General features: G+C 48.8%; 4 protein-coding genes. All 4 read left to right on the forward strand.

What is annotated here, in order from left to right; translation table 11 throughout:
* Positions 1–392: hypothetical protein (locus LLG96_12575; GenBank protein MCE5251044.1), on the forward strand; the 392-nt coding region annotated here is incomplete at its 5' end.
* A gap of 439 nt (positions 393–831) precedes the next feature.
* Positions 832–1914: a glycosylase gene (locus LLG96_12580; GenBank protein MCE5251045.1), complete on the forward strand. Its 1083-nt coding sequence runs from the start codon at positions 832–834 to the stop codon at positions 1912–1914.
* A 72-nt stretch (positions 1915–1986) separates the two neighbouring features.
* Positions 1987–3666 (forward strand): phosphatidylglycerol lysyltransferase domain-containing protein, encoded by a 1680-nt coding sequence (locus LLG96_12585; protein ID MCE5251046.1) that lies wholly within the window; start codon positions 1987–1989, stop codon positions 3664–3666.
* 15 nt (positions 3667–3681) lie between these two features.
* Positions 3682–4737: a flippase-like domain-containing protein gene (locus tag LLG96_12590; protein ID MCE5251047.1), complete on the forward strand. Its 1056-nt coding sequence runs from the start codon at positions 3682–3684 to the stop codon at positions 4735–4737.
* Positions 4738–5353: the final 616 nt, after the last annotated feature.

Consider the following 5353-nt stretch of genomic DNA (forward strand, 5'->3'; position numbering starts at 1 on the left):
ACGAGAAGAAACCCCTCGGCACTTCGCTCTGCGTTCTGACCTACAAACCGCGTGAGGGTCAGCCGCCTATAGTGGGAATGAATCATCTCGGCGCCCATCCCGGGGGATACCATATCGATGTGTACGCGGCCGGAGAGAATAAAGTATTCTCGGCGGGAGGCAACCTGTTCGATTATATGTTCACAGCGCTTCACGATTTCTATGCATTCCGGACTGTTCCGCGTCCGTACGAGGCGATTCTCGAGGAACACCGGGCGCTTGTTGCCACGAACGTTTCCCGTCTCACCGGGCGAGCGGTGAGCCTCGATTCGCTCGGCGGGGATGATGCTCTCCCCTATTCGGAATCCATACGGCGTTGGCTGGTACGGTATCAGATGAAGAATAAAAAGTAGAACACGGTGAACCAATACAGGGTTCGCAGTTCTCATATCGTATGATGTAAAATTGTATAATTCGGTTATCCAGTTTGATAAGCATAGAAAACCTTTTTAATCAGAATTGAAAATTTCTTCTGATAGTATGTAATCCCCCCTTCCTGCGGCATCTTTTTAAGGGGGGAACGGCTTCTGGGGCACTTTCATCCCCCTTTCTTTTATAAGGGGGACACGGCGAAGCCGAGGGGGATCAATCATGTTAGCTGATTTAACTGGAAAACCGGATTGTATAATTCATTAAAAGTCCGGTGAAAAACACCGCACGTGTGGATATAAGCTGTCAAGGGTCGGCACAAAGTGCCGATTTACATGCCCTTGACAGCGAACAGACAATATATTTCGTCATCGGGCGCGTGAAAAAAGATATTTTTTCACCGCCCTCATACGGGACAGTCTGATGACAGTTCGGGGATGGATACGAATATTTTTTACCCTCCTTTTTCTGGGCGTTCTTTTTATACCGGAAGCCATGGGAGAAACCCGCGAGTCATCCGTAAAGATCGTCCCGCCTGAGACCATGGCCCGCATTTACGGGGAGGTGAAAACCCCATACAAATACGGCATCGTTCTCAAGGGCGCGGACGGTACGAAAATCGACTGCCCGAGCGTGTTCCGGCACTCGGGGAAATGGTATATGATGTATATCGTGTTCAACAGCACGGGGTATGAAACCATGCTCGCGGAAAGCGACGATCTCCTTTCGTGGAGAGTTCTCGGAACAATTCTGAGCCAGGGCAGCGGCGGATGGGACGATATGCAGGCTGCCGGATATGTCGCCCTCCAGGACTACACATGGGGAGGATCGTACGAATTGACACGATACGATGGTAAATTCTGGCTCTCCTATCTTGGCGGTGCGTTGAAGGGGTATGAAACCGACCCGCTCGCAATCGGTCTGGCGTGGACACGGAAACCGGCCGAGGCGGCAGCATGGCACCGTCTGGCCGAAAATCCCGTTCTGCACCCCGGCCAGAGCGGCACCCGCTGGTGGGAAACCATCACGCTCTATAAAAGCACCGTTATCAGGGACAGCGGAAAAACGCTCGGTTCTCCCTTCGTGATGTACTACAACGGCAAGGCGCGTGATGCGGAGCGTATCGGCATGGCAGTCTCCGATGACATGGTTCACTGGAGACGGTACGGCGCCGAGCCGGTCATCGACAATGGCGCAGGGATTTCGGGCGATCCGCAGATCACCCGTATCGGGGATGTCTGGGTCATGTTCTATTTCGGCGCTTTCTGGCGGCCAAAGGCATTCGACACGTTTGCCTGCTCGAACGACCTTGTGCACTGGACAAAATGGACCGGTCCGGACCTCGTAGCGCCAACAGAACAATGGGACGAACAGTATGCCCATAAACCATGGGTTATCAAACATGATGGCGTTGTGTATCACTTTTACTGCGCGGTCGGCACCGAGGGAAGGGTTATCGCGCTCGCAACATCGAAAGATATGGGTAAAAGCCCGCTGACACCATGATATCCGGGCCAATCAAAACGGTTTGCAATCAAGAAATAATCGGGAAATACACCACGACTGGTATATACAACCATGGATGAATTGAAATCCCTCAACCGTCGTCTCCTCATCATCATCCCCCGGTCAATTGCCGTCAAGGTTGCCGCATTGATAACCCTCGGCAGCGGACTGGTCAATCTTAATTCGGTCATCGGCCCGGGGCTGCCCGAACGTATGGCGCTCCTCCGGAATGTTTTTCCTCTCGAATTCCTCAATCTCTCACGGTTTCTTACCGTTCTCATAGGTTTTGCTCTCGTTATTTCCTCCATCAACATCTATAATCGCAAAAAACGGGCATTCAAAGGTGTTCTGACACTGGCGATTTTATCGATAGTGTTTCATATGTCAAAATCCCTCGATTATGAAGAGGCGCTTTTTTCGCTCTTTCTGGCCGTGATGCTGTTCCTTTCGAGAAAAGAATTTACCGTAAAAAGCAGCACTCCCGATATCCAGACCGGAGTTATCCGTGTAAGCATTTCCCTGCTGATTGCGCTGGCTTATGGAATTACCGGTTTCTGGTTTCTCGACCGTTCACAGTTCGGAATCAATTTCACCATATCCAATTCCATTCGCGAAACGCTCCTGTTCTTTTCACTCCAGGGTGACCCGGGTATAGTCCCGCACACACATCATGCACAGTGGTTTCTCGATTCGCTGTACCTGGTTACCGTCACAGCCCTGGTATATTCACTGTTCACACTGTTCAGGCCGGTAATTTATATTTTCAGGATACTCCCGGGAGAACGCGAGCTCGCACGGCAAATTGTGACGAATCACGGGCGTTCATCGCTCGATTATTATAAATTCTGGCCGGATAAATCGTTCTTTTTTTCTCAGACGCAGCAAACCTTCATCGCATACCGCGTCGGAGGGAACTATGCGCTTGCTTTAGGTGACCCGGTCGGCCCGGAAGATGAAATAGAGGGGATTATCCGCGATTTCGCCGAATTCTGTCAGGAAAACGGCTGGGGTATCGGATTTCACCAGACGATTCCCGATTTCCTGCCTGTCTACAACCGCCTTGGATTCAGAAATCTGAAAATCGGAGATGATGCAATCATTGACCTCAATCAGTTCACTCTCGAAGGCCGTGAAAAAAAGAAAATCAGGCAGAAACTCAATCAACTGGAAGAAAGCGGAATTCATACTGTCCACTATGATCCTCCCATTCCTAAAATTATTCTCGCAGAATTGAAAGATATTTCTGACGATTGGCTGAAAATCCCGGGGCGCCGCGAACGGGGTTTTACACTCGGTAAATTCGAACAATATTATGTCCAGTCTACTCCGGTTTTTGCGGCAGCTGACAGGGACGGGAAACTGCTGGGATACATAAATATCATCCCGTCGTACCGAAAGGGTGAGGTGACAGCCGATCTCATGAGGCACCGGATAGATGCCCCCAATGGAATCATGGATTTTATCTTCGTCAGCTATTTCGGCTATCTCAGGGAAAAGGGAGCCGAACGGTTCAATCTCGGTATGGCCCCGATGTCCGGTTTTCAGGAAAATGAGGATGCATCCCTTGAGGAGCGCTCCATTCACTTCTTTTTCCAGAACCTGAATTTCCTTTTCAGCTTCCGGGGCTTGAAACAATACAAAGCGAAATACGCCACTTCATGGGAACCCCGGTATCTGATTTATAAAAATACGCTCGACCTGCCGCGGCTCGCTCTTGCCATAGGGAAAGTATCGGAATTGAAAGAAACGTAAATTTACAGGTCCGAAATGGATAGAGAAACCATCCCTGCAGACGAAACATCATTACCGTTGAAAAAAACAGCCGCAGATAAAACCAAACAGCTCTTAGGATATCTTTTTGCTGCTGTATGCCTCATATGGGTTTTCCACGATATCGACTATAAAGCACTCTGGCAAAACATGGCTTCGATTTCCTGGGGCTGGGTGGCTCTGGCTATTTTCATCGATCTTCTGAGTTATGTCTGTCAGGGATTACGGTGGAAATATCTCCTGCGTCCGGTAAAAAATATTTCCGTGGTCAGAACAACGCAGGCTGTTTATATCGGTCTCTTTATCAATGAAATCATACCCATGCGTCTCGGTGAACTGGTCAGGGTTTATATGGTTGCCCGATGGGCTTCCGTCAATTTCTTCTCTGTCGTTCCCTCCATTGTTGTCGAACGGTTGTTCGACAGCATCTGGGTCGCCATTGTAACAGGCCTCATAGCCATGCTTGTTCCCCTGCCCCATGATATTATCGAGATTGGTGATATTCTTGGTTTAATCGTCCTCGGCGCAACCGGGCTTTTTATCTATATCGTATTTTGTAAAAAAACGGGTTCCTTTGATATAATACCGCCTGTAGACCTGAAGCCGAAATTTTTCGGAAGAATACTGTCCCTTTTGCGCCGTCTTACCGATGGTATTCGCGGCATCGGGACATCGCGCTCCTTCTATCTGGCTTTTTTCGTTTCATTTTTTTACCTCTCTCTGCAGCTCGCTGCTTTCTGGTTTATCATGCTTGCGTACGGCCTGGAGCTTTCGTTTCTGATCGGGTCGGCAGTTTTTCTTATCGTATACATCGGAACTGCGCTTCCCAATACTCCGTCAAACGTGGGATCGTACCAGTTTTTCTGTGTTCTCGGGCTTACCTTTTTCGGCGTGGATAAAACGACGGCTGCGGGATTTTCATTGATAGTATTTCTACTGTTGACTATTCCCCTGTGGATTTTCGGCTTTGGCGCCCTCAGTTTCAGCGGAATGTCATTAACAGCTGTTCGGGATGAAATCTATAAGCTGAAAACGAAGGAGAAACAGGTCTGATACACAATCCGGTTCTCCGGGTAATAGCATGATCCGGTTAATAGAACCCGGATTTGCGCGGATTTGTTTTAGGGAATCTCTGAAAAATATGAAAATGACTTCTGTTTTCCTGAAATGGCCGTTTACATATAGAGGCTTTACAGATAAATCCCCCCGCCGACTTTGGTGGCGACCCCCTTGCCGAAGGGGGTATATTCCGTTGAGACGCAATCAGTTAAGCTCCCCCTTGATAAGGGGGATGTCCGAAGGACAGGGGGATCGGGAGCCCTGCAATGCACGAATACCGGTATGGTTTCATCGTGTGTATTCCTGTTATATCTCTTTGTGTCTTTGTTATTATTGCTCCGGCGATTAAACAGTGAAATATATTTCGGAAATCGAGCCCTATAAAGGTGATTCGATACAATCTGTGTAACTGCGCACCAAGCCGTCATTCCCGCGAAAGCGGGAATCCATGTTTTTTTTACTTCCGGTAAATAGTGTCCGGTTAAAATTGTTATAAAAGTTCGAAATATCCTGTAAACAGGGCATTTACCGGCATATGGATTGTTTTAGATTTGATTGTTACCCCTTTTCTCCACCCTAACTCACCCCCTGCCCCCTCTCTTGCCACAAG

The organism is bacterium (genome assembly GCA_021372535.1).
Lineage (GTDB): Bacteria > Latescibacterota > Latescibacteria > Latescibacterales > Latescibacteraceae > JAFGMP01.